The 24,389-nt window shown below is 74.1% G+C and carries 12 protein-coding genes and 3 pseudogenes; 8 read left to right on the top strand and 7 right to left on the bottom strand.

Annotation, left to right across the window (positions count from 1 at the left end):
• Positions 1 to 15: 15 nt before the first annotated feature.
• From BLV02_RS33300 to BLV02_RS38415, 4 genes and pseudogenes are all read right to left on the bottom strand, one after another.
• The gene (locus BLV02_RS33300; protein WP_216094440.1) at positions 16 to 2,475 is read right to left on the bottom strand and encodes a glycoside hydrolase family 2 protein; all 2,460 of its coding nucleotides are present in this window, start codon (positions 2,473 to 2,475) and stop codon (positions 16 to 18) included.
• A gap of 47 nt (positions 2,476 to 2,522) precedes the next feature.
• Positions 2,523 to 4,177 (bottom strand): annotated as a pseudogene (locus tag BLV02_RS38425) (FAD-dependent oxidoreductase).
• Between the two features lie 40 nt (positions 4,178 to 4,217).
• Positions 4,218 to 4,808 (bottom strand): annotated as a pseudogene (locus BLV02_RS38420) (carbohydrate ABC transporter permease); the annotation flags it as partial.
• 438 nt (positions 4,809 to 5,246) lie between these two features.
• Positions 5,247 to 5,810, bottom strand: a pseudogene (locus tag BLV02_RS38415) (response regulator transcription factor); the annotation flags it as partial.
• A 208-nt stretch (positions 5,811 to 6,018) separates the two neighbouring features.
• Between BLV02_RS38415 and BLV02_RS33275 the strand changes: the two are divergent.
• The 4 genes from BLV02_RS33275 to BLV02_RS33260 all read left to right on the top strand — a co-directional run bounded on the left by BLV02_RS33275 (position 6,019) and on the right by BLV02_RS33260 (position 13,304).
• On the top strand, positions 6,019 to 7,149 hold the full coding sequence (locus tag BLV02_RS33275) for a HupE/UreJ family protein (RefSeq protein ID WP_171906834.1): 1,131 nt from the start codon (positions 6,019 to 6,021) through the stop codon (positions 7,147 to 7,149).
• Between the two features lie 23 nt (positions 7,150 to 7,172).
• Positions 7,173 to 11,912: an outer membrane protein assembly factor BamB family protein gene (locus BLV02_RS33270; protein ID WP_069113609.1), complete on the top strand. Its 4,740-nt coding sequence runs from the start codon at positions 7,173 to 7,175 to the stop codon at positions 11,910 to 11,912.
• 328 nt (positions 11,913 to 12,240) lie between these two features.
• Complete coding sequence (locus tag BLV02_RS33265) at positions 12,241 to 12,654, top strand: hypothetical protein (RefSeq protein ID WP_069113610.1); 414 nt, start codon at positions 12,241 to 12,243, stop codon at positions 12,652 to 12,654.
• An 8-nt stretch (positions 12,655 to 12,662) separates the two neighbouring features.
• Positions 12,663 to 13,304, top strand: coding sequence for a class F sortase (locus BLV02_RS33260; RefSeq protein ID WP_069113611.1), 642 nt, complete (start codon positions 12,663 to 12,665; stop codon positions 13,302 to 13,304).
• Between the two features lie 984 nt (positions 13,305 to 14,288).
• Here BLV02_RS33260 and BLV02_RS33255 read toward each other — a convergent pair.
• A complete protein-coding gene (locus BLV02_RS33255) occupies positions 14,289 to 14,870 on the bottom strand; it encodes a TetR/AcrR family transcriptional regulator (protein WP_069113612.1) in 582 nt (193 codons plus the stop codon).
• A gap of 30 nt (positions 14,871 to 14,900) precedes the next feature.
• On the opposite strand from BLV02_RS33255, the gene BLV02_RS33250 reads away from it, so the two are divergent.
• Positions 14,901 to 15,344 (top strand): SRPBCC family protein, encoded by a 444-nt coding sequence (locus BLV02_RS33250; protein WP_069113613.1) that lies wholly within the window; start codon positions 14,901 to 14,903, stop codon positions 15,342 to 15,344.
• Between the two features lie 9 nt (positions 15,345 to 15,353).
• Here the strand turns inward: BLV02_RS33250 and BLV02_RS33245 are convergent, their stop codons facing one another.
• Entirely contained in the window at positions 15,354 to 15,830 is a 477-nt protein-coding gene (locus BLV02_RS33245; RefSeq protein WP_069113614.1) for an SRPBCC domain-containing protein, read from the bottom strand.
• Positions 15,827 to 16,165, bottom strand: a complete 339-nt coding sequence (locus BLV02_RS33240; RefSeq protein ID WP_069113615.1) for an ArsR/SmtB family transcription factor — start codon at positions 16,163 to 16,165, stop codon at positions 15,827 to 15,829. The genes BLV02_RS33245 and BLV02_RS33240 overlap by 4 nt, the downstream gene beginning before the upstream one ends.
• 160 nt (positions 16,166 to 16,325) lie before the next feature.
• Between BLV02_RS33240 and BLV02_RS33235 the strand changes: the two genes are divergently transcribed.
• The 3 genes from BLV02_RS33235 (at position 16,326) to BLV02_RS33230 (ending at position 24,347) form a co-directional block, all read left to right on the top strand.
• Positions 16,326 to 19,259, top strand: coding sequence for a helix-turn-helix transcriptional regulator (locus BLV02_RS33235; protein ID WP_069113616.1), 2,934 nt, complete (start codon positions 16,326 to 16,328; stop codon positions 19,257 to 19,259).
• 81 nt (positions 19,260 to 19,340) lie between these two features.
• Positions 19,341 to 19,469 carry a hypothetical protein gene (locus BLV02_RS38150; protein ID WP_281243437.1) on the top strand — a complete coding sequence of 43 codons (129 nt, stop codon included), beginning with the start codon at positions 19,341 to 19,343 and terminating at the stop codon, positions 19,467 to 19,469.
• 36 nt (positions 19,470 to 19,505) lie between these two features.
• The gene (locus BLV02_RS33230) at positions 19,506 to 24,347 is read left to right on the top strand and encodes a S8 family serine peptidase (protein WP_069113617.1); all 4,842 of its coding nucleotides are present in this window, start codon (positions 19,506 to 19,508) and stop codon (positions 24,345 to 24,347) included.
• Positions 24,348 to 24,389: the final 42 nt, after the last annotated feature.

Genomic DNA, 24,389 nt, shown 5'->3' with positions numbered 1-24,389 from the left:
GACGGACACACGGAGCTAGCCGGGCAGATCCCCAGTTCCGCGTCGCGGGCTCGCGACGAGATCGTTGGCGGTCCGCACAACCGGTGCGGTGAGGGACGACGGCGAGACCTCGCCCCCGGAGGGCAGGCGCACGCGGAGCCGCGTGGTCTCGCCGGGCAGCAGGGTGGTCAGCTGCTCGTCGACGACGGCGTCGGGCGCCAGCCGGTCGGCCAGCAGGGTGAGGTCGCGCAGCAGGGTCCGCGCCGTCACCTCCACGACGACACCGTCGTCCGACGGCTGCACGGCGACGTCGTAACTCGCTCGCGGCAGCGACAGCTCGACGTCCTCGGCGAGGAACGCCGTCGCGCGCGGCAGCGGGTCGCCGGAGCGCACGTCCGCGACGAGCAGCTCGGTGGCCCGGTCGGCGGCGACCGACACCGACGCGGACAGGCGCACCCGCCGCACGGACCTCGCGACGGCGTCCAGCTCGAGCGCCTGCTCGGCGAGGACGTTCCCGGCGACGTCCACGCGGCGCACGACGGCGCTCCCCCGGTACGGCGCGTCGGTGTCGTTGACGAGCGCCAGGACGGCGCCCTCGGGCTGGTCGAGTTGGAAGGTCAGCAACCGGTCGGCGTAGGCGGCGCGCAGCGCGTACCACGCCGGCTTGAGCCGGCCGTCGCCGTCCACCACCGCCCAGGACACGACCGGCCAGCAGTCGTTGAGCTGCCAGAGGATGGTCCCGCGGCAGTGCGGCGCGAGGGAGCGGAACCGCTCGACCCCGAACGTGATCGCCCGGGCCTGATTGAGCTGCGCGGTCCAGTGCCAGTCGTCGAACCCGACCGGCTCCGGGAAGTGACCGGCCCAGCCGCGACGCAGCTTCTCGTCGCCGTCCTCGGCCTTCTGGTGGGTGAGCAGCACCGGTGACCCGACGGCGAGGTGCTGGGGCGCCACGGCTCGAGCGAGCGTCGACCAGGTGGGCGGCCCCTGGAAACCGAACTCGGAGACGAAGCGGGGTCGATAGCGGCCGTACTCGCGGTAGTCGACGTCGTTCCACACGTCCCAGATGTGGATCGGGCCGTCGTCGGGGTCGTTCGGGTACCGGCCGGCCGACGGCGAGAACGGGCTCGACGGGATGTACGGCCTGGTCGGGTCGAGTTGCGCGACCAGCTCGGGGAGCAGGCGGTGGTAGAAACCGTCCCCCCAGCTCGCGTCGCCGACCTCGGCACGCCAGCCGAGGTCGAGGGAGAGCCAGAGGTTCTCGTTGCTGCCGTTCCAGAGGGCGAGGCTCGGATGACGGGCGAGCCGTGCGATGTTGTCCCACGCCTCCGCCTCGACCTCCTCGGCGAGTTCCTCCTCCGCGTACGTGGCGCACGCGAAGGCGAAGTCCTGCCACACCAGAACGCCCCGCTCGTCGCAGAGCTCGTAGAAGTCGGCGGACTCGTAGATGCCCCCGCCCCAGACGCGCAGCAGGTTCGACCCGCCGTCGACGGCCTGCTCGATGCGCTCCCGGTAGCGCTCCCGGCCCACTCGCGTGACGAAGACGTCGTCCGGGATCCAGTTCACACCGCGGACGAACACGTCTCGCCCGTTGACCCGCAGCCCGAAGGTGTGGCCGGCGGCGTCGGGGGTGGTGTCGACGGTGATCGACCGCAGTCCGAGGCGACCGGACCAGCGATCCAGGAGCTGCTCCCCCGCCAGGAGCTCCACCTCGGCCTCGTACAGCGGCTGCTCGCCGTAGCCGACCGGCCACCAGAGACGCGGATCGGGCACGTCCACCCGCACCACGGCGTCGGCGTCATGCGGCGCGAGCTCGGTGACCACCTCCTGGCCGGCGAGCCGGACGAACAGTCGCAGGGGTTCCGGCGGAGGGTCGCAGGCCCGCTCGACCGGGACGTGGAACTCCACCGCCGCGTGTTCCTCGGACGCCTCGACCACCAGCGGCCGCACGGTGTCGAGACGTCCCGTGCTCCACGACTCCAGGCGGACCGGCCGCCAGATCCCGGCGGTGACGAGGTCCGGGCCCCAGTCCCAGCCGAAGTTGCAGGCCGCCTTCCGGACGGCGTTGAACGGGTGCGCGTTCACGTGCGGCCGCGGGCTGCGACGGTCGACGGCCTCCGCGTACTCGACGGCGGATCCGAAGGTGACCCGCAGCTCGTTGGACCCTGCCCGCAGGCAGTCCGTGACGTCGAATCGGTAGCTCCGGTGCTGGTTGACCGTGCGGCCGAGCTCCTGGCCGTTCAGCACGACGGTGGCGACGGTGTCGAGGCCGTCGAAGACGAGCACATGCCGGTCGGCGGACGCGCCGTCCCACTCGAAGACGGTCGCGTAGCGCCAATCGGTGCGGCCGATCCAGGACAGCCGCTCGGCGTTGGCGTCGAGGAAAGGGTCGGGGATCGCACCGTCGGCGAGCAGGTCGGTGTGCACGACGCCGGGAACCGCCGCCGGGAGGACACGGCCGCGCAGCTCGCCGGGACACGCTCCGTCCACGGCGGTCACGGTCCACCCCGAGGTCAGCTCGACGGCGCGGACTCCGCAGGCCGGGCTCACCTGGCCACCCGCTGGTCGAGATCGGTGTCCTCGACCGGCACGTGGTCCTGAACGGCGGCTCCGGTCCGGATGTCCTCCGGCCACGCCAGGGTCAGCCCCAGCCGGGCCGTCAAGACCTCCTGGAGGTCGCGGACCGCGGCCGGGTCGCTCCAGACGTCCTGCGGAGTCGCGCGAGTCGCTCGGCAGCGGGCCGCCAACGCGCCCACGGCCTCCCCGATCGACCACTCCACCGGGTGCAGCCGGTAGGCGCCGTTGGTGATGTGGGTCGTGCCGATGTTCTTGTTCGCGGGGAGCAGGTTGCGCACGCGCACCGGCACGAGGGCGCCCAGCGGAATCTGGAACGGGAAGCAGGCGATGTCGACGTAGGAGCGTCCAGACGCGCTCGGATGCAGGTCGATACGGTAGTAGCCGAGGCCGACCGAGTCGGCGAAGACCTCCGAACCGGCGTGCTCCCCACGCATCTCACGCCCGATGTGCGCCTCGGTCACGGTGAAGCGCGCCCGGATCCGCCGCGACTCGCGCACGTAGGGCGCGATCGCCAGCAGGTCGTCGCTGTCGAGTAGGTCGCCGCGTGGGCGCAGACCCGGGTAGCCGGTGCCGCCGTCGTGCCGGGGAGCCTCCGTCTGCATCCAGTAGAGGAACGACAACGACAGCTCTCGTGCCTCGGCAAGGGCCGCGTCCTGTTCGGCCGGCTCCACCCCGAGAATCGGTTTCGCCCAGTAGTCGATCTGCGGCCAGTTGACGAGGCTGACGTCGTGCTCCAGGTGCCCGGGCTCGAACTGGGTCCGGGCCAGGATCCGCCGGTAGTGCCACAGGTCCTCGACGCGGGCCGCGTCCGTGTCGCCGTCGAAGATCGGTCGTGTGCGACGAGCCAGCGTGATCGGCTCCACGTCCTCCCAGGAGAGTTGCGGCCCCGGCCAGAACGGGTCCACGTGCGTGCGCCAGTGCTCGTACGACGCCGGGCGCTCGATCGTGTGGTCCTCACCCGGCCGGTACTCCACCGCGAAGCACCAGCTGAGCGCCTGCTGGTCACGCCAGTCGGCCTCATCGGGGCGTGCAGTTCGCCCGTCTCGGCGGCCGACTCCGCGCCGATCACGTGCTCGACGCCCGCGAGCGGGAGCAGGTCGCCCAGCTCGGTGGCGTCGGCGTACATGGCGCCGACGAGCACGACGGCGCGGCCCGTGCGCGCGGACCGCACGGTCACCGAGGTCAGGTCGTCGCCCTCGGTCGTGGCGTCGACGGGTGCGTGCTCACGCAGCACGGTGACCCGTCCGGACGCCACGTGCGGTGCGAGCAGTTCCTCCAGCACCGCGGCGTAGACCCGTGGCTCCGCGCACAGTCGCGACACGAAGCCCAGACCGGGGTTGAGCAGCGTGTCGACCTGTGCTTCCGGTCGCAGCGGGTAGTTGCGGCGATAGTAGTCCCGCACCGCCTCACGCATCCGCCGGTAGCTCGGCGACGTCAGCCCGCTCTCGATCCAGGGGTGCTCGTCCGGGGGTACCGCCTGGGTCGAGACCTGACCGCCCAGCCGCTCGGTGGCCTCGGTCAAGACGACACGCAGCCCGAGCGTGGCCGCGGTGAGCGCGGCGGACACACCGCCCAGGCCACCTCCCACCACGACGAGATCGGCGGACATCACTCTGGTTGTCATGGGTGTGCTGCATTCCTTCCCTCGAGAGGCTGCGCTTGGGTCAGCCCTTGACGCTTCCCTCGGTCAGACCCGAGATGAAGTGGCGTTGGTTGAACAGGAAGACGGCGATGACCGGCAACGTCACCAGGACGGCGGCCGCCATGAGGGCGCCGTACTGGACGTTGCCGCTGCCGAGGAACCGGGTGAGCGCGAGCTGAACGGTCTGCATGTCCTGGGACGAGGTGACGACCAGCGGCCACAGGAAGTCGTCCCAGACGGCGGTGAAGGTGAAGATCGCCACCACCGCGATCAGCGGACGTGCCAGCGGGAGGTAGATCTGGGCGAAGACCCGCCACTCGCTCGCACCGTCCAGCCGCGCAGCCTCCGCGAGGTCGAGGTCGAACGTGGAGAAGAACTGTTTCGCCAGGAAGATGTTCATCGGCAGCACGATGTAGGGCAGCGCGACGCCGCCGAGCGTGTCGAGCAGCCCGGTGCCGCCCTGGCCCAGGATGTCGTTGCCGCCGACGAGCGGAAAGGCCTTGGCCATGAGGAACAGCGGGATCAAGGTGACCGAGACCGGGATCGCCACCGTGGACACCAGCAGGTAGAACAGGCCGCCGCTGCCGCGGAAGGGCAGTAGGGCGAACGCGTAGCCCGCGGCGATCGCGAACCCGCAGTTGGTCGCCACCGCCACGAGGGTGACCACGGTCGAGTTGAGCAGCGACCTCGCCAGCGCTCCGTCGCCGAGGACCCGGGCGAAGTTCTCCGTCGTCGGGTCCGCCGGTATCAGGGTGGCCGATCCGAACGCCTGCTGCTCCGGGGTGAAGGCCAGCGACACCATCCACAGGAACGGGATGAGCACCAGCACCGACGCGACGGCCAGCACGAGCATCGAGCCGCCGGACCGGCGATCCGACTGCTGGGGGCGTGGGCGGTTGCGCAGGGCGGGCATCAGGACCTCCTCCCGGTCATCGCGCGCATGGAGACGAAGGACAGGCCGATGATGAGGGCGAACAGGACGAACGCCATGGCCGAGGCGCTGCCCATCTGGTTGTGCTGGAACGCCTCCGTGTAGATCAGGTAGTTGACTGTTGGGGTCGCCGTCGAACGCCTCGTCCCACACGTGCCGCAGGATCTCCGCCTTCGGCAGCACCTCGCCACGGCGGCGCAGCAGGAACTCGAGCACGGAGAACTCCCGCGCGGTCAGCTCCACCTCCCGCTCACCGCGCCACGCCCGCCGCGAGCCGGGGTCGGCCCGCAGGTCGCCCGCCGCCAGCACGACCGGCCGTTCCCGCAGGTCGCGGCGGAGCAGCGCGTGCAGGCGGGCGACCAGCACGTGGTGCGAGAACGGCTTGGTGAGGTAGTCGTCGGCGCCGGTGTCGAGGGCCTCGACCTCGTCCCACTCGCCGTCCTTGGCGGTGAGCACCAGGATCGGCGTCCACACGTCGCGCTCGCGCAGCCGTGCGCAGACCTGGTAGCCGTTGAGGCCGGGCAGCAGCAGGTCGAGCACGATCGCGTCGTACGGGTGCTCGGTGGCCGACCACAGCCCGTCGATGCCGGAGTGGGCGACGTCGACGGCGAACCCCTCGGCCTCGAGGCCGGCCCGGATCCCGGCGGCCAGCCGCCGCTCGTCCTCGACCACCAGGACGCGCATGGCGTCACCTCCGGTCCCGAGCCTGTGGCGGCGCACCTGAACGCCCGCTGAACGCCGTCAGGGACAGTCCCCTACCGCCCAGTCTCACCCCAGCCGTCGCCGGTGCGAACCCTGGGCGAACAACGGGCGACGACCATTGCCGCCGGGAACTCCGGCAAACCAGGGTGATCCCGGCGGAGTGCCGGATCGCATGGACCGGAAGGTGTGCATGTCGACGAGTCGGGTGGTGCGTGCGGCCGTGGCCGGCATCGTCGCGGTCCTCGTGCTGCTGCCGGCCGCCGCGCCCGCCGTCGCGCACGTGCGCACCAGCGACGGCTGGTCCGAGATCCGCGCCGACGGCGACCACGTCCGCTACCGGCTCGGCCTGGAGTACGAGATCCTCGCCCGCGCCATCGGCATGGGCGAGGACGCGATCGCGGCGCCCGACGACGGCAGCCGCCGGGCCGCGCTGGCCGGACAGCACGACCTGATCGAGACCTACCTGGCCGGCCGGGTCCGGATCCTCGTCGACGAGATCGAGTGCGCGATGACGCTGGCGGCGTCGGACGTCGAGCAGCGGCCGGCCACCGACGCCATGGCCGAGGACCTGGCGTACGCCGTGCTCGACCTGGACTACGACTGCCACGGCGCGGCATCGGGCCGGTACGTGCTCGACTACTCGGTGTTCTCCGGCGCGGGGTCCGACGCCGTCGTCGACGACCACACCACCACCGTGGACTACCACCTCGGCGGCGAGCGCGGCCGGGTCGTGCTGGACGGCGCGCACCCGCGGTTCAGCGCCGGCGAGCAGTCGTTCGCCGGCTCCGCGCTGCGCGCCACGGGCCTGGGCGCGCAGCAGGTGCTCACCGGCCTGGACCACGCGCTGTTCGTCGCCGCCCTGGCCGTCGGCGCGACCGGCCTCGGCCGGCTGGCCCGCGGGGTCACCGCGTTCGCCGTCACCAGCGGCGCGGGGCTGCTGGCCGCCGTCGCCGGGTGGGTGAGCCTGCCCGGCCACGTCACCGGCGCGCTGGTCGCGCTGTCCGTCGTCTACGTCGCCGCGACGAACCTCGTCGGGCCGGAGTCGCGCTGGCGGCTGCCCGCCGTCGCCGCCGCCGGGCTGCTGCACGGGTTCGCGTTCGCCGGCGGGCTGGGTTTCGGCGACGACCTCGGCTGGGACCTGGTGACGTCGGTCGCCGGCGTCGGCCTCGGCATCGTGCTCGGGCAGGCCGTCCTGGCCGCCGGGCTGTTCGCGCTGGCCACCGCCGCCCGGCGCTACGCGTGGTTCTCGCTGGCCCACCTGGTCGCGGCCGCCGCGGCCGTCGTGACCGGGCTGGCGTGGTTCGTCCACCGGCTGCTGTGACCCCCTCAGTGAATGGAGACGAAGTGAGAACGCTCAGCGCACGCCTCTCCCCGGAGGCGCTCGGCCGCTACCGCCGTGCCGTCTACGCGGCGCTGGCCCTGCTGGTCGGCGTCGCGCTCATCGGCCCGGTCGCGACCGTGGTCGCCGAGACCGTCGCCGCGTCGTCGGCGCAGGTCAGCGGCATCGTGTACGAGGACGCCAACGGCAACGACCGGCAGGACGCCGGCGAGCGCGGCGTCGAGGGCGTCAGCGTGTCCGACGGCGTCGCGCTGGTCGAGACCGACGAGCAGGGCCGCTACCAGCTGGAGCTGGACACCGCCCGGCGCGTCACCGACCTCGTGTTCATCACCCAGCCCGCCGGCTACGTCGTCGGGACCGACGAGTTCATGACGCCGCGGTTCTACCGGAGCCTCGGCCAGGTCGCGGCCGGTCAGACGCGGACGGCGGACTTCGCGCTGACCCGCGACCCCGGCAGCCAGGGCTCGACGTTCTCGTTCGCGAACATCGCCGACCCGCACGTCAACCCGCAGCTGCCGGAGCAGCTCCACGAGATCAACTCCACCTCGAACGACATCCCGTTCATCGCCGTCAGCGGCGACCTCACGAACAACGCGACCGACGCCGAGTTCACCACGTACAAGAACGCGACGGCCGGCTCCGAGGTCCCGGTGTGGCCCGCGGTGGGCAACCACGAGTACTTCTCCGGCGGGGGCACCGGCTACGCCGCGCGCATCGACACCTACCGCCGTCACGTCGGCCCGGAGTGGTACTCGTTCGACTACGGCAACCGGCACTTCCTGGTGCTGGAGAACAACGGCCAGGCGCCGTTCGACGAGCAGCTCAGCTGGATCCGCCGCGACCTCGAGGCCAACGTCGGCGACAAGGAGCTGATCGTCCTCGCGCACCAGCCGATGAACGTGCCGTTCGGCTCGCCGTCGCAGTACGACCAGTACGGCGACCTGTTCGACCAGTACGGCGCGGAGCTCATGCTGGTCGGCCACGAGCACTCCAACGACGTCGAGCCGAACAGCGAGTTCGCGCCGTCGGCGAAGCACATCCAGACGGTGTCCAGCTCGTACACCATCGACAACGCCCCGCGCGGCTTCCGCTTCATCCACCTGCGCGGCGAGACCTTCGAGAACCCGTTCCGCATGTACGGCGTGGACCAGGCGCTGACGATCACCAGCCCGGCGCCGGGCAGCGAGGTCGGCGCCGACGGGAACCGCACCGGCTTCCCGGACATCCAGGTCAACGCGTACGACACCGCCGACGAGGTGGTGCGGGTCCGGTACCGCATCGACGGCGGCTCGTGGCGGCCGCTGAAGCCGTCCGGCGAGCTGACCTGGCACACGGAGTTCGCCGGCCGGGCGCCGGCGCCCGGCCCGCACACCATCGACGTGGAGGCGGTCGACGAGGGCGGGCAGCGCTGGACCGAGTCGGCCGACTTCACCATGACGACCGACCCGCTGGTCGCGCCGGTGGCCGGTGCGGACTGGACCCAGCACCACGGCGACCCCGGGCACACCGGCGTGGCCGCCGACGTGGTCGACCCCGGGCTGGAGCTGGCGTGGACCTACCGCACGCCGGGCACGTTCCTCACCGGCTCGCCCACCATCGTCGACGGCATCGTCTATGCCGGAACGCGCGACGAGAACGGCGACGGCAACGCCGCGCTGCACGCCGTCGACCTCGCGACCGGCGAGCGGCTGTGGGAGTACCCGGTGCCGTCGTCGATCGTCGGCACCCCGGCGGTGCTCGGCGACACCGTGTTCGTCGGGACGCTGCGCGCGCAGCTGTTCGCCGTCGACCGTCACACCGGCGAGCTGGTGTGGCAGCGCGACACCGAGGACGCGCCGGAGCCGAACAACCAGCGCGCCTACGGCTACTACTCCCCCGCCGTCGCCGACGGCAAGGTGTACTGGGCCTACCAGACGCGGTACGGCCCGGCCGGCCAGGGCCTGCTGGTGGCGCTCGACCCGGCCGACGGCAGCGAGCTGTGGGCGTCGCCCATGGCCGGCGCGACGATGAGCGACGGCACCCCGGCCATCGCCGGCGGGCAGGTCTTCGTCGGCAGCCAGACCGCCGACCAGGTGCTCGCCTTCGACGCCGCCACGGGCCAGCGCCAGTGGCAGTCGTCGGCGGTGCTCGGCGGGTGGCAGGACGGCATCCCCGCGGCCGCGGACGGGCGGGTGTTCATCGGCTCGAACAACGGCATCATCGCCCGCGACGCCGCGACCGGCCGCGACCTGTGGAGCTACCGCAGCCCGCACGCGTCGCGGGTGTCCAGCGGCGCGACGCCGTCGGCCCCGGCCGTCGCCGGCGACGTCGTCTACATGGGCTTCCCGAGCGGCGCGGTGACGGCGCTCGACGCCCGGACCGGCGCGGTGCTGTGGGACCGGCTGCTGCCCGGAGGCACCTACACCGGCGGCGTGCTGTCCTCGCCCGTGCTCAGCGGCGAGACGCTGTTCGTCGGCGCCAACAACGGCTTCTTCTACGCGCTGGACAGCGTGACCGGGCAGCCGCTGTGGCAGTACGAGATCGGCACCTGGGTCGGCTCCGGCCCGGCGGTCAGCGGCAACACCGTCGTCGCCGGCGCGTGGGACGGCAACCTCTACGCGTTCACGCCGGGCGGCGAGGCCGCGGCCCGCTGGGCGCGCGTCACCGGCACCGTGACGGACGAGGCCACCGGCGCGCCGGTCGACGGCGCCCGGGTGGTCGCCACCAGCGGCGGCCAGTCGCTGTCGACGACCACCGACTCGCAGGGCCGGTACACGCTCGGCCTGGCGCCCGGCGACTACACGGTGTCGACGGCGAAGCGGGCGTTCCTGCCGGTGGGCGGCTCGACGGCGGCGGTGACGGTCGGCGCGACCGGGACCGTCACCGCGCACCTGGCGCTGGCCGAGGTGACCGGCCCGACGGCGGGCGCGTCGACGGTGGTGCCCGACTACGGCTCGGGCAGCCCGCGCACCGACGCGGTGGCCGGCGAGACGTACCACTTCACCATGAACGAGCGGGTCCAGGCGACGATCTCGTCCCGCGCCGCGGCGAACAACCAGCCCGGCACGCTGGCCGCCGGCAGCCTCGGCGACCTGTTCCTGCTCGACGGCACCGCGCAGGAGACGCTGGACTGGAGCGAGCTGATGCTGTCGCGGACGGCCGGCGGGCCCGGCACGCCGGACTGGAACCGTCCGAACGACTGGCTGAACCTCACCGACATCGGCGCCGAGGGGTCGTCGGTCGTCGCCTCCGGTTCGGCTCGCGTCGACCCGAACCTGAGGACGACGCTGCGGTACCGCGCGCTGGCCGACGCGCCGGTCGTCAAGATCAGCCTGGAGATCGAGAACACCGGCACGTCCGACTTCGACGGGTACTTCCAGTACCTGCTCGACCCCGACAGCGCGCAGGACGTCGCCTACGTGCCGGGCATCGGCCGCAACGACCCCGGCTACGTCACGTCCGGTTGGACGGACAACTTCGTGTACGTCGGCTCGACGACGGTGCGGCCGGTGCCGGCGCACGGCGTGGCCTGGCTGGAGGACGAGCCGCACGCGATCAGCGGGTTCGGCTACGTCACGGGCGCCTGGTTCGACGCCGCCGTCGACGCCGGGGACACCCGCACGATCAGCTGGTACCACATCACCGACTACCCGGGCGCCGGGCACGTCTCCTCGAACGTCGCCGCCTGGGCCGACCGGCTCGACCTGCTCGACGACGAGGTGGCCGACCGGTCCCGCGCCGGCGGCACGGTGACCCAGGCCGACACCGGCGCCCCGGCCGCGGGCGTGCTGGTCGAGGCGGTGGACGCGTCCGGCGCCGTCGCCGGGTCGGCACGGACGGGCGCCGACGGGCGGTACCTGATGGCGCTGGACCCGGGCGAGTACACGCTGCGGGTGGCGGCGCTCGGGTACGCGACGGCGACGCTGCCGACGACGGTCGTGGCCGGTTCGACCGCGACCGCCGACCTCACGCTCGCGCCGGTGACCGTGCTGGCCGGCGTGGGCCGGCAGCTCTCCGGCGGCCTCGTCGAGGGCGGCCCGCAGGACGTCGTCATGGAGAACGACCGGCTCGCCATGACCATCGCCAAGGTGTTCGACGACGGGCAGCTGCCGGGCTCCACCGCCGGCAAGCCGGTCGACCTCGCCGTCCGCGGCCGGCCCGACCAGCTGGACTGGCTGAACCTGCCGTACATCGCCGACGCCGAGCCGACCGGCACGGAGGCGTGGCAGCAGACCACCGTCCGTTCCACCGGCGTGGAGATCGTGCAGGCCACCGGCGACGCGGCGATCGTCCGCAGCACCGGGACGTCGTCGGCGCACCCGGGCGTGACCGTCGAGACGACGTACACGATCCGGCCCGGCGAGGAGTGGGTCCAGGCGTCGTCGGTGTTCCGCAACACCGGCTCGTCCGACCTGTCGGTCTGGGTCGGTGACGCGATGGACTGGGACGGCGCCGGGCAGCGGCACGGCGTGGCCGGGCACCCCGTCATCACCACGCCGTACGAGAGCCCGGCCGAGTACGTCCCGGCCGGGCGGTGGATCGGCGGCGCCGGCACCGACCCGCAGACGTACGGGCTCGTCTACGCGGGCGACGACGCGTTCACGGCGTACGGCAACGGGAACTGGATCATGAGCCGGTTCCCGGTGACGCTGCCGGCGGGCGGGTCGTACACGCTGGACCGGCGGGTGGTCGCGGCGGCCAACGGCGGTGCGGCGAACCCGTTCGCGCTGCTCGACCAGGGGGTGTCTCCCGGGTCTCGGCCGTAGCGAGCGGCGTCCAGGTGGATGCCTCGCAAGGCCGAGGAAGGAGACATAGCGGTGCCTATGGCGACTGACGAGAACGCCGCGAGGCGCCGCCTGGGCGTCGCGCAGTAGGCCAGGGACCCGGGAGACACCCCCTGGCTCTGAGTCGCGCCCTCGTCCCCGTCGTCCGGCGCGTGCCGGGCGGCGGGGACGACCGCGTTCGATGAGAGTTCGCGGCTGTGCGATGAGCTGGCGATGAGAACGCTCTCAACAACGCCGTTCGCGCTGGCTTCCGGGCGCTGACCAGGACAGATTGTGGTCGGGAAGTCCAACCGACACGAAGGAGCCAGCCATGCGTTCCAGCAGGATCAGCCTCGCCGCGGCGCTCGCCGCGGCCGCCGGACTGACCGGCGTCGGGGTCGCGCTCGCCGCCCCCGCGACCGCCGTCGATGCCGTCGCCGTCGCCGCCGACGACGACGCGGGTGACGACGACGGGGACGACGACGGCGACGACGACGGGGACGACGGCCGGGCGCCGAGCGGCGGCGTGAACTCCGGCGTCACCGCGAGCGACGACGACGCGGGTGACGACGACGGGGACGACGGCGACGACGACGGCGGGCAGGCGCCGAGCAGCGGCGTCGACACCGGCGCCGGCGGCACGGCCGACGGCGACCTCGGCTGGCTGGCGCCCGGCGCGCTGGTCGGGCTGGCCGGCGTCGGCGGCGCGGGCCTGCTCTGGCGCCGGTTCCGGACCGAGAGCTGACCGGCGCCGTGCACCGGACCCGCGACGGCCGCCGCCCCGGGCGGGTGGCGGCCGTCGCGGTCCTGGCCCTGCTGCTGGCCGCGGCCTGCGGCGGTGGCGGCGACCCGTCTGGCGCGGGCACGGCCACGGCGCCGGCCGCGCCCGCCGCGCCGCCTGCCGCACCGGCGAGCGAACCGCCCACACCGTCGGCCGTCCCGGTGGCGGAGCAGCTGGCCGACCCGGTCGCGGTGGCGGTCCCGGCGGCCGGCATCGACACGAACGTCGTCCCCATCGCCGTCGACGGCGACAACGTCCTCGTCCCGCCCCCGTACGGCGACGCCGGCTGGTGGCAGGCGGGGCCGGAGCCGGGCGAGAACGGTGCGGCGGTGATCGCGGGCCACCTCGACAACCGCGACGGGCCGGACGTGTTCTACCGGCTCGGCGACGTCGCGCCGGGCGACGAGATCATCGTCGCCCGCGCCGACGGCGGCACGTCCGCCTTCCGCGTCGTCGAGGTCGGGCAGTACTCGCAGGACGAGTTCCCGACCGACGCCGTCTACGGCGGTCCGGACGACCGGCCGCTGCTGCGGCTGATCACTTGCGGCGGTGAGTACGACCGCGAGCTGGGCCGCTACCGCGACAACGTGGTGGTGTTCGCCGAGCCGGCCTGAGGGCCGACCTGCTGGCGCGGTTAGCGGCCTGACCGCCGCTTTGCCGTCCTACCGCCGTTCGCCGTTTGGCGCTAGTTGGCCGTCCCCCTGATGCCCATTCTCTTAGCCGGGAGCACGCGCCTCAAGCGGACCCGGTTGGCGCTTCGCGCGTAGGGTGACCGCTTGACCCGCGCACTCCCGGCCTAAGAACGGGCACTTATCAGGGGACGGGGAAGAACCGGGCACGCCCCGGCGTAGTCGGCCGTCGCCCCGGTCCACCGTGGCCCCCGCCGCCGAGTTGATCATGGAGAAGGTCGGCTCATTCGCGCCCAAGTAGCCGACTTCGATAGCCAGAACCACGCGATCGGCCCGTATCAGCGCCCGGAACGCAACGCTCGCTATCGAAGACGGGCAACCCGCCGCTTGCTCGACCCGGCGACGGCACACCCGGGCACCAGACAGCCAGGGGCTCGCGGCCGGCGGCGAACGGTGCACCAGAGGCGGCAGGCTGCGGTGCACTGGCGCCCAGGTGGCCGGCATGGCCGGGAGGCCAGCGTGACCGGGAGGCCAGCGTGACCGGGAGGCCAGCGTGACCGGGTGGCCGAGTTGGACGAGTGGCCCGGCGGCCGCCTGGCCGGGTGGCGGCCGGCGGCCGGCGGCTGGCGGCCGGGTAGCTGGTGGGCTGGTGGGGCACTGGCGGCTGGCGGCGAACGGTGCACTTGGGCGGGCTGTGCCCGCACTTCCCCCGACCCCCTGATAGCTGCCAGTACTTAGACCGCGGTGCCGCGGGTCAAGCGGTGCCCGCCGTCCGCGCGAAGCGCCAACAGGGCTCCGCTTGAGGCGCGGTGCCGCGGCTAAGAAAATGGGCAGCAGGGGGACGGCCAACTGCCGCAAAACGGCGCACTAACGCAAGACGGCGAACGGCGGCGGCCGAGGTGACGATCCCGGCCGGCGCCCGGCCCGGGACGGGCGAGCTGGCCGTCGGCATCGCGACGCCCTTCGTGGTCAGTGTGACGGGTCCGTAGCAGGCAGGGTCGCCGCGAACATGGCGACGAAGCGGTCCATGGCGGCGTCGACGGCGGCGCGGTCGCCGGTGGCGAGGAGGTCCAGCAGCAGCCCGCGACCCACCGCGACCCCGAGCCGTGCCTGCGACCGGGCGATGCCGGGCGCGACGCCGGCCCGCTCCATGGGCGCGGCCAGGGCCTCCACCCAGGTGTCGACGACGCCGTCGAGCAGCGGCAGCGCCGCCGGGTCGCCCTGCAGGGCGCGGCCGTAGAGCTCGAAGAACAGCCGCTCGTTCGGCCACAGCGCCGGGTCGGACACGCGGGTCCAGAATCGCCGGCCCGCCTCGACCGGGTCGTCGGCGGCGGCCAGCTCGGCCAGCAGTTCCCGCTGCCGCTGCTCGACGGTACGGGCGACCTCGACGAGCAGGCCCTCCTTGGAGCCGAAGTGGTAGATCAGCATGCGGTGACTGGTGCCCAGCGCCGTGGCGATCTGCCGCAGGCTGCGCTCGCCCACTCCGTTCGCCGCGACGTAGTCGATCGCGGCCCGCAACAACCGCTCCTTCCCGCCACCCGCCTCTGCCATGTCTCAGATCGTACCTGTACCATTTGGTACATGGGTGAACAACGCATCGACGTCACCGCCACCACGACGGCACCAGCCGCTGCCGTCTACGCCCTGCTGCGCGACGGCGCGAGCTGGCCGACCTGGTCGCCGCTCGGCTCGTTCGAGCTCGAGTCGCCCGGCCCGGAGGGCGGCGAGAGCCTCGGCGCGGTCCGCAGATTCCACACCGGCCGCACCACCAGCCGCGAGCGCATCGTCGAGCTGGTGCCGGACCGGCGGTTCAGCTACGCGCTGCTGTCGGGCCTGGCGATCAAGGGCTACCGCGCCGACGTCGACCTGACGGAGGGGCCTGACGGCACCACCATCCGCTGGCGCTCGTCGTTCCGGGCCAAGGTGCCCGGCATGGGCGGTGCCTATCGCCGCTCGCTGGCGAAGTTCCTGCAGCGCTGCGCCGACGGCCTCGCCCAGCACGCGGCCGCCCGCCTGACGCCCTGAGCGCCACCGTCAGCGAGTCGTCGCGCCCTCGGCGAGCGCCGCCAGCTGGGCCGTGACCATGCCCCAGCCGTCGGCGAAGCCGAGATCGGCGTGGTGCTTGCGCGCCGCCGGATCGCCATGCCGCACGACCACCCGGTAGTCGGTGCCCTCGGGGTGCTCGGCCAGGGTGATCGTGGCGGTCATCGGCACCGGCGCCGGCGCGGCCGGCCGCCAGCCGCTGTCGACGGCGTTGGTGAACACCAGCCGTTCCAGCTCGTCGACGGCGAGGAAGCAGGCGTCCAGGTGCGGGACGAACGCGGCGCCGTCGTCGCTCATCAGGGTGACGAACGCGCCGCCGGGGCGCGGCTCCAGCCGCTCGACCCGGCAGTGCGTCGGCGCCGGGATCCACCACTGCGCCAGCTTGGCGGGGTCGGTCCAGGCGCTCCACACCGACGCGCGCGGCGCGCGGATGAGGCGTTCCAGGCCGAGGTCGAGGTCGGGGTTCACGAGGTGGTCTCCTCTGCGTCGGTGACGAATCGTTCGAGGCGGTCGGTGCGCTCGACCCAGCCGCGGCGCTGCTCGGCGAGCCAGTCGTCGACGAGCGCCAGCCGCTCGCGGTTGAGGACACAGGTGCGCACCCGGCCGGACTTCGTCGTGCGGATCAGCCCGTTCGACTCCAGCGTCCGCACGTGCTTCATGAACGAGGGCAGCGTCATCGGGAACTCGCGAGCCAGGTCGCCGACGCTGGTGGCGCCGCCGCCGAGCCGCCTGACGACGGCACGCCTGGTGGGGTCGGCCAGCGCCAGGAACACTCCGTCCAGCGCACCCTCAAACTGTGCCATGAGGCTAAGTATTAACGCCCGTGAACACTGAGCGCAAGGGCTCAGTGTTGGCGTCGCCGGAGGCTGGTCGCGGTCCGACCACATCCATTAGGGTGCGAACCGGGCAGGCGGGTCCGGCGACGGCCCGTCCCGTGGTGGCGCACACGAAGGGTGCCCGGCCGTGCCACACCCGCCCCGCATCGGCGACCGGCCCGACGACGTCGCGGCGCCCGCGTTCGTGGGCCGCGAGCGCGAGACCGCCGTCCTCGCCGGTGCGCTGGCGCAGCCGCCGGCCGTGGTGCTGCTGGAGGGCGAGGCCGGCATCGGCAAGAGCCGCCTCGTCCACGAGTACGTCGCCACCGGCCCGCCCGGCGCGCTGGTCGCGACCTGTCCGCCCTTCCAGGAGTCGCTCACGCTCGGGCCGATCGTCGACGCCGTCCGGCAGAGCCGCGCGGGCGCCGGGCTGCCGGGGCTGCGGGTCAGCTCGCTGGTCGGCGCGCTGCGGCCGCTGTTCCCGGAGTGGGGCGCCGTCCTGCCACCGGCGCCGGAGCCGCTGGACGACCCGCAGGCCGCCCGGCACCGCATCTTCAGCGCGCTGGCCGAGCTGATCGGCCGGCTGCGCGTGCGCGTGCTGGTGGTCGAGGACGTGCACTGGGCCGACCGCGCGACGCTGGAGTTCCTGCTGTTCCTGGTGGCGCGGCGCCCGGCGCTGAGCCTGCTGCTGAGCTACCGGCCCGAGGACGTCGCGCCCGGCTCGCTGCTGCTGCGGCTGTCGTCGCGGCTGCCGGCCGGGTGGACGCAGCTACGGCTGACGCTGCCGCCGCTGGACGTGGCCGCGACGGCCGGGCTGGTGTCGTCGATGCTCGGCGGCGAGCGGGTCTCCGACGCGTTCGCCGCGTTCCTGCACGACCGCACCGACGGCGTCCCGCTCGCGCTGGAGGAGTCGGTGCGGCTGCTGCGCCAGCGCGACGACGTCGTCCGGCACGACGGCGAGTGGATCCGGCGCAGCCTGGACGAGCTGGCCGTCCCGCCGACCGTCCGCGACTCCGTGCTGGAACGCGCCCAGCGGCTCGCCCCGGCGGCCCGGCGCGCGGCCGAGGCGGCGGCCGTGCTGGCCGAACCGGCCGAGGAGCGGCTGATCGCCGAGGTCGCCGGGCTGACGGCGGCGCAGGCGCGCGACGCGCTGGCCGAGGCGGTGCGCAGCGGCCTGCTCGCCGACGACGACCGCGGCCGGCTGGCGTTCCGGCACGTGCTGGTCGGCCGCGCCGTCTACGACGCGATGACCGGGGTCGAGCAGCGCCGCCTGCACCAGCGGGCCGGCGCCGCGCTGGAACGGCAGCGCCCGCAGCCCGTCGTGCAGCTGAGCCGGCATTTCCAGGCCGCACGCGACGTCAGGAAGTGGTGCGCGTACGCCGAGCAGGCGGCCGCCCACGCCGCCGCCTCCGGCGACCACACCACCGCCGTGACACTGCTGGTCCGGTTGCTGACGACGGCGCCGGTGCGCACGCCCGCCGCGGTGCCGCTGGCGGTCCGGCTGGCCACCGCGGCCAGCGACCGGCGCGAGCCGGTCGACGACCTGCACCACGAGGCGATCCGGACGCTGCGCGACGTGCTGGCCCGCGACGACCTCGCGCCGCGTGCGCAGGCGGAGATCCGCAACCCGCTCGGCCGGCTGCTGCTGCAGGCCGGCGAGTTCGAGCAGGCGCACGCCGAGCTGGCCCGCGCCGTCCCCGACCTCAGCCACGACCCGGTCGAGGCGGCCCGCGCGATGACCTACCTCGGCTACCCGCTGCAGGGACCGTGGCCGGCCGCCGTCCACCTGGGCTGGCTGGAGCGGGCGGCGGAGGTGGCGTCCGGCATCGGCCGGCCGGCCGACCGGCTGGCGCTGACCGCCGACCGCGCCGCGGCACTGGTGACGCTGGGCCAGGAGCAGGGGTGGGCGGTCGCGGCGGAACTGCCCGACGACGTCACCGACCTCGAGGGCGCCCGGCAGCTGGCCCGCGGCCTGGCCAACCTCGCCTACGTCGCCACCGGCTGGGGCCGCTACGACGACGCCCAGGCCCGACTGGACACCGCGACGCAGCTGGCCGGGCGCACCGGCTACGCGCGGCTGAACGCCAGCGTGCAGGCGATCCAGGCGCACCTGGACTGGTACACCGGGCGGTGGGACGGGCTGTCCGGGCGGGTGGCGGCGCTGATCGCCGACGGCGGCCTGGCGGCCATGGGCGGCCTCGAGCCGTTCCTCGTCGACGGCCTGCTGCACGCGGCCGGCGGGTCGCCGCGCCGGGCCGAGCAGCGCTTCCGCGGCCTGCTCGCCGACGCGCCGGCCGACAGCATCGCCGTCCTCCCGGTGTCGCCGGCCGCGGCGCTGGCCGCGCTGCTGCTGGCCGCCGGTGACGTCGACGGCGCCGCGGCGGCCACGGACGAGCCGATGCGCACGATCGGCGCCAAGCAGATGTGGGTGTGGGCCAGCGACCTCGCCCGGATCCGCCTGGACGTGCTGCTGGCCGCCGGTCGCGCGGCGGAGGCGGCCGAGCTGGTGGCGGCGTACGAGCAGGGTCTCGGCGACGTCGACGCGCCGGCGTCGCGGGCGGCGCTGCTGACCTGCCGGGCCGAGCTGCTGGCCGCCGGCGGCGACGCGACGGGCGCGGCCCGCGGCTACGCGGCGGCCGCGGCGGCGTGGGCCGCGCTCCCCCGTCCGTACGACGCGGCGCTGACGCTGGAGCGGCAGGCCCGCTGCCTGCTCCGCGCGGGCCGTGCCGACGACGGCGCCGCGCTGCTGTCCGACGTCTTCCACGCCCTCGCCGGCCTCGGCGCCCGCACCGACGCCGCCCGCGTCGGCACCGGGCTGCGCGAGCTCGGCGTGCAGGTGCGGCGGACCTGGCGGCGCGGCCGGCGCGGCTACGGCGACCAGCTGTCGCCGCGTGAGCTGGAGGTCGTGCGGCTGGTCGTCACCGGCCGGACCAACCGCGAGATCGCCGGCGCGTTGTCGCGCTCGCCGAAGACGGTGGCCGGGCAGCTCAACTCCGCCATGCGCAAGCTGGGGGTCACGTCGCGCACCGCGCTGGCCGTCAAGGCGCTCGAGGCCGGGCTGCTCCCCGCCGATAAAGATTAGGTCGATAGCCCGGGTACAAATCGGGCGCACCGGTCGAGACTCTCCTGACGACTCCAGGTCGAGACACAGGAGAACACCCGGATGACCATGCCCGACCCGCATGAACGGGTGCCGGACGACGCCCCGCAGGACGCCCCGGAGTCCGAGCCTGACCCGACCTCGCCCACCCCCGGACCGGCCCGCCGCCCGGACGGCTACGAGCCGCTCTGAGCCCGGCCCGGCGCTGCACCGACACGAGGAGTGACGATGGGAAGACTGCGACGCGCGACCACGGCCCTGGCCTCGGCCATCGGCCTGACCTGCACCGCACTGGTCCTGTCCGGAGCGACGACGGCGGGCGTCGAGGCGGCCGATCCGGCGCCGCCGGGCAGCGGCGGGCCACCGTCGGCGTTCGCCGGCCTGGACCAGCAGACCTACCAGCTCACCCTCGTCACCGGCGACCACGTGACGGTCGAGCGGACGGCGCCCGGCGACTACGACGTCCAGGCGCAGGCGGCGCCCCGCCCCGACGGGTCCGTCCCGGAGATCCGGGTGACCAACCAGGGTGAGAGCGACGCCGTGTACGCCATCCCGGACGACGTCGCCGGGCAGATCGAGTCCGGCCTGCTGGACGAGACGCTGTTCGACGTCGCCTACCTGGCCGAGAACGGCTACGCAGGCCGCGCCGACCTGCCGCTGATCGTCGAGTACGCCGGTGCGCAGGACGCCCGCAGCCTGACCGGCCGCGCCGCCGCGCTCGCGGCCACCGCCACCAGCGTGCCGCTGGACAGCATCGACGCCGCCGCGGTGACGGTGCCCCTGGCCGGCGCCGCCGACTTCTGGGCGTCGCTGACCGGCGGACGGAACCGGCTGGCGGCCGGGGTCGAGCGGGTCTGGCTGGACCCCGCGGTCAGCGTCAGCCTGGACGAGAGCGTCCCGCAGATCGGCGCCGACGAGGCCAGGGCGGCGGGGCTCGACGGCGCCGGCGTCACCGTGGCGGTCCTGGACACCGGCATCGACACGACCCATCCGGACGTCGCCGGCCAGATCGTGGCCAGCCGCAGCTTCATCCCTGGGCAGGAGGTCGCCGACGGCCACGGGCACGGCACCCACGTCGCGTCGACCGTCGCCGGCACCGGCGCCGCCTCCGGGGGCCGGTTCGCCGGCGTCGCGCCGGGCGCCGACCTCGTCATCGGCAAGGTGCTGTCCGACGCCGGCAGCAGCGTCGGCTCGTCGGTCATCGCGGGTATGGAGTGGGCCGCCGTCGAGCAGGACGCCGACATCGTCAGCATGAGCCTCGGCGGCGGGCTGACCGACGGGACGGACCCGCTGAGCCAGGCCGTCAACACACTGTCGGAGCAGACCGGAGCCCTGTTCGTCATCGCCGCGGGCAACAACGGCCGCGACTTCACCGTCGCCTCCCCCGGCACCGCGGACGCGGCGCTGACCGTCGGCGCCGTCGACAAGCAGGACGCACTCGCCTCGTTCTCCAGCCGCGGCCCCCGCCGCGGCGACTACGCCATCAAGCCGGAGATCACCGCGCCCGGGGTGTCGATCGGCGCGGCCCGCGCGGCCGGCACCAGCATGACCGGCGCCGTGCACATCGACGACCACTACACCCGGGTCAGCGGCACCTCGATGGCGACGCCGCACGTCGCCGGCGCCGCCGCGATCCTGGCCCAGCAGCACCCGGACTGGACCGGGCCGCAACTGAAGTCGGCGCTGGTGGCCAGCGCCGACGACGGCGGGTACACGGTCTTCGAGCAGGGCGCCGGGCGGCTGGACGTGGCGCGGGCGATCGGCCAGCAGGTCCAGGTGAACCCGCCGACCGCCGACTTCGGCTTCCTGCGGCTGCCGACGCAGGGCGACCCGCACACCCGGACGCTGACCTACACCAACCCCACGGACCAGCCCGTGACGCTGGACCTGACCGTGGCCGCGCGGGACGAGGACGGTCCCGAGGTGCCGGACGGCGCCGTGCGGCTGGACCGCGACACCGTCGAGCTGCCGGCCGGCGGCTCGGCCCCGGTCGTCGTCACGTTCGACCAGAACGCCGTGGAGCCCGGCGTCTACACCGGCGGCGTCGTCGCGACCGCGGACGGCGTCCGGCTCACCACGCCGCTCGGGATGACCATCGGCGAGCAGCTGCACACCATCACCGTCCGTCAGCTGCACTCCGACGACCCGGACGGGTGGCACCCCAGCAGCGTGACGTTCGCGCCACTCGCCGGCGACGCCACGGCGTCGACCCGGGACGGCTGGGTCACCCACGGCGGCGGCGTCGACGTCCGCACCCCGGACCAGTGGGCGGCCGGCGTCGAGTTCCAGGTGCCGACCGGCACGTACATCGCCTTCACCAACCCCGTGCAGTGGTACGACGCCGAGACCGGCGGCACGAACTGGGCCAATCTGGTCGATCCCGAGGTGGAGATCACCGGCGACACCGAGATCGTGCTGGACGCCGCCGACACGGAGAAGGTCACCTTCGACACCCCGCTGCCGGCCGAGGGCCAACAGCGCCGGGTCATCATGCAGCGCTGGGTGCCCGAGCACGTGGCGGCCGGCGGCGGGTTCGTGACGTACGCGGAGAACCCGACCACGACGAACGGCCGGGTCGACTACTGGCTGACGCCGACCGACGAGGTGGAGACCGGCGAGTTCCGGATGATCATCGAGAACACGCTGGTCGCGCCGGACCTCTCCATGCGGGCCGACGGCCACGACGATCTCGCGCTGCGGCCGGAGTACCCGGAATGGGGCCGGCCGTTCGCGACGATCCTGTCGCCCGGCTTCACCGTCGGCGAGCCCACGGCGGGCGGCGTCCCCGCCGCGGCCGCGCCCGGGCCCGTCGTCGCGACCGGCGCGCCGGTCGAGTTGTCGGTGCGGGTGACGAACCCGGCCGGCGTGCCCACCCGGACCGGGCTGGCGGTGCGCACGCCGTTGGGCGCCGGCACCTGTGCGACCGACACGCTCGGCCCCGGCCAGTCCACCACCTGCGGCCTGCATACGACTGCCGTGGCCGGGCCGCAGGCCGTGCCCGTCATCGTCACCGGCGCCGATGCCGACGCCGACGGCCGGCCGGTGCCGCTGGCCGGCACCGCCGTCGTCCACTACACCGGTGCGGCGGACCCGGGCAGCCCGCCGCCGTCCGGTACCGCCGTGTCGATCGTCGCGGTCACCGCGTCCGGGCAGGCCGCGCACCAGTCGCCCGGCCCGCTGCTGGAGACGGGGACGGACCTGCGCATCGCGGCGACGGTCCGCAACACCGGCACCACGACACTGGGCGAGATCGTCGCGCAGAGCGACCTGGGCGCGCTGAGCTGCCTGCGGCAGGAGCTGGCGCCGAGCGAGGAGACGACGTGCTCGGTGACGGCGCCGGTCGTGACGGGGCGGGCCGCGACAGCCGTCACCGCCATCGGCCGGGACGCCACGGGCGTCGCGGGCGCCGCCACCGTCGCCTACCACGTCGGCCGGGACGAGCCGGCGATGTTCTCCGGCCGCCAGGACCTCGACGTCGTCGACGCCGGGTTCGGGACGCCGGACGAGCTGGCCGGGCTGGACCTGAGCGGCGCGCTGGTGCTGCTGCGGGCCGATCCGGAGCAGTTCAACGGCCAGCCGAAGCTCTGCTGGCCCGCCGTCGACGCCGTGAACGCCGTGGTGGCGGCCGGCGCCGCCGGTGTCGTGATGGCGCCGAACGAGGAGCACGTATTCGCCGACTTCCCGGCGTCGGACCTGCACGGCAGCGTGTGGTGCGAGGTGGGGCCGCTGCAGAGCTCGACCGAGGTGAGCCAGTACGACGACGCGATCACCCGGGTGCCGCTGGTCTACCTGCCGTTCGACCAGGGCGCCGCCCTGCGCGACCTGGCCGGCGGCGGCCTGCGCGTCACCGTCGACGGCACCCCCGTCACGCCGTACTACTACCAGCTGCGCCCGGCGCTGGACGGCGCGATCCCGGACTCCCTGCGCTTCACCGTCGACGAGGACGACCTGGCCACCATCGACCACCGGATCCACGTCGGCACGAACACGGCGATCGGTGTGACGACGGCGTCGTGGCGGGCCGAGGATTCGGCGGCCGGGCCGCGCACCATCGGCACCCAGGCGCTGCCGCCGCTGGCCACGACGGCGCCGTGGGAGGTGACCGAGTACGCCTGGCCGCTGGATCCCGGCACCGTCGTCCGTCACGAGGTGCAGGACTTCGGCTCGCCGGCCGGGCGGCAGGTCCGCTACGACGTCTTCGACGAGCCCACCCGCACCACGATGGTGTGGAACGACTCTCCGCCGGTGCCCGCGCCGGTGCCGTCGCCGGCCGGTACCGCGCCGGTCGGGTACCAGACGCACGGCTACCTGCCGTCGGATCTGGCCCCGTGCACCGGCTGCCGGGAGGGCGACGTGTTCTACCCGCACCTGCGCTACACCGCGTCGTCCGACCCGGGCCAGATCGGCTGGGACCAGGTCGGCCAGTTCGGGCAGCTGGGCAACGACCGCAACACCCGCCTCTACCGCGACGGCGTCGAGATCGCGGGCGGGCCGGACCCGGTCGGGCGGACGCTGCTCGCCTACCGGCTGCCGCCCGAGCCGGCCGACTACCGGCTGACCCACCGATTCGGCCCGACGGAGACCGCGTGGGAGTTCCGCTCCGGCACGGCCGACGAGGACCTGCTGGCCGACCCGTACGTCTGCGACTCCGAGTGGATGACCCGGGTGCTGAAGCGGCCGCCGCTGGGCACGCCGTGCCGGCCGGAGCCGCTGATCTTCCTCCGCTACGACCTCGGGCTGGACCTGACGAACCGGGTGGCCGCGCCGGGCCCGCAGCGGATCACCGTGACGGCCGAACGCCAGCCGTCGCTGCGGCCGCAGCCGGAGGTCGAGGGGCTGCGCCTCTGGGTCAGCTACGACCAGGGCGGCGAGTGGACCGAAGCCCGCGTCCGCCCCCGCGGCGACGGCGAGTTCGAGGTGACGGCCCTGCACCGCCCCGCCAACCGCCGCCCCTCGGACGTCGTCAGCCTGCGGGTGGAGGCGTGGGACGAGGCCGGCAACCGGGTCGAGCAGACCATCCACGACGCCTACCGCCTCACCGACCGGGCCGGCGCCTCCGGGCCGCGCTGACCTTCCCCCGGCCGAGCCGGTCGGGCCGCACCGCAGGCGGCC

The organism is Jiangella alba (assembly GCF_900106035.1).
GTDB lineage: Bacteria > Actinomycetota > Actinomycetes > Jiangellales > Jiangellaceae > Jiangella > Jiangella alba.
The sequence above is the reverse complement of the archived record's forward strand: the minus strand, read 5'-3'. Positions and strand labels throughout refer to the sequence as shown.

Excerpts from the sequence above, each read along its gene's own strand:
- BLV02_RS33275 (WP_171906834.1), top strand. The coding sequence starts at position 6,019 with ATGTCGACGAGTCGGGTGGTGCGTGCGGCCGTGGCCGGCATCGTCGCG.
- BLV02_RS33265 (WP_069113610.1), top strand. The coding sequence starts at position 12,241 with ATGCGTTCCAGCAGGATCAGCCTCGCCGCGGCGCTCGCCGCGGCCGCC.
- BLV02_RS33255 (WP_069113612.1), bottom strand. The coding sequence starts at position 14,870 with ATGGCAGAGGCGGGTGGCGGGAAGGAGCGGTTGTTGCGGGCCGCGATC.
- BLV02_RS33250 (WP_069113613.1), top strand. The coding sequence starts at position 14,901 with ATGGGTGAACAACGCATCGACGTCACCGCCACCACGACGGCACCAGCC.
- BLV02_RS33240 (WP_069113615.1), bottom strand. The coding sequence starts at position 16,165 with ATGGCACAGTTTGAGGGTGCGCTGGACGGAGTGTTCCTGGCGCTGGCC.
- BLV02_RS38150 (WP_281243437.1), top strand. The coding sequence starts at position 19,341 with ATGACCATGCCCGACCCGCATGAACGGGTGCCGGACGACGCCCCGCAG.
- BLV02_RS33230 (WP_069113617.1), top strand. The coding sequence starts at position 19,506 with ATGGGAAGACTGCGACGCGCGACCACGGCCCTGGCCTCGGCCATCGGC.